The sequence below is a fragment of the Chryseobacterium sp. BGARF1 genome (assembly GCF_001677955.1).
Classification (GTDB): Bacteria; Bacteroidota; Bacteroidia; order Flavobacteriales; family Weeksellaceae; genus Chryseobacterium.
The window spans coordinates 1-282 of the sequence record NZ_LELA01000185.1 but is presented as its reverse complement, the minus strand read 5'-3'; the positions used below and the strand labels follow the sequence as shown (position 1 = coordinate 282).

General features: G+C 45.7%; 2 tRNA genes. Both read right to left on the bottom strand.

Annotation, left to right across the window (positions count from 1 at the left end):
- Positions 1-30: 30 nt before the first annotated feature.
- Positions 31-104, bottom strand: a tRNA-Thr gene (locus AB671_RS21395).
- A gap of 93 nt (positions 105-197) precedes the next feature.
- A tRNA-Gly gene (locus AB671_RS21390) sits at positions 198-270 on the bottom strand.
- Between the last annotated feature and the right edge of the window lie 12 nt (positions 271-282).

Below are 282 nucleotides of genomic sequence, written 5' to 3'. Positions count from 1 at the left end.
GAATCTCCCCAGATATTTTATATTAAATTGAGCCTCCAGAGGGACTCGAACCCACGACCTGCTGATTACAAATCAGCTGCTCTAGCCAGCTGAGCTACGGAGGCAATTTAAAACTAAAACTGTACGCTTTCAGAGAAACTCTACTCTGCGCTGTGACAGCTGTTAAAAAAATCACGCCTAATGCGGTGTGAAAATTGAGCGAAAGACGAGGGTCGAACTCGCGACATTCAGCTTGGAAGGCTGACGCTCTACCAACTGAGCTACTTTCGCAATTTTGTTTCC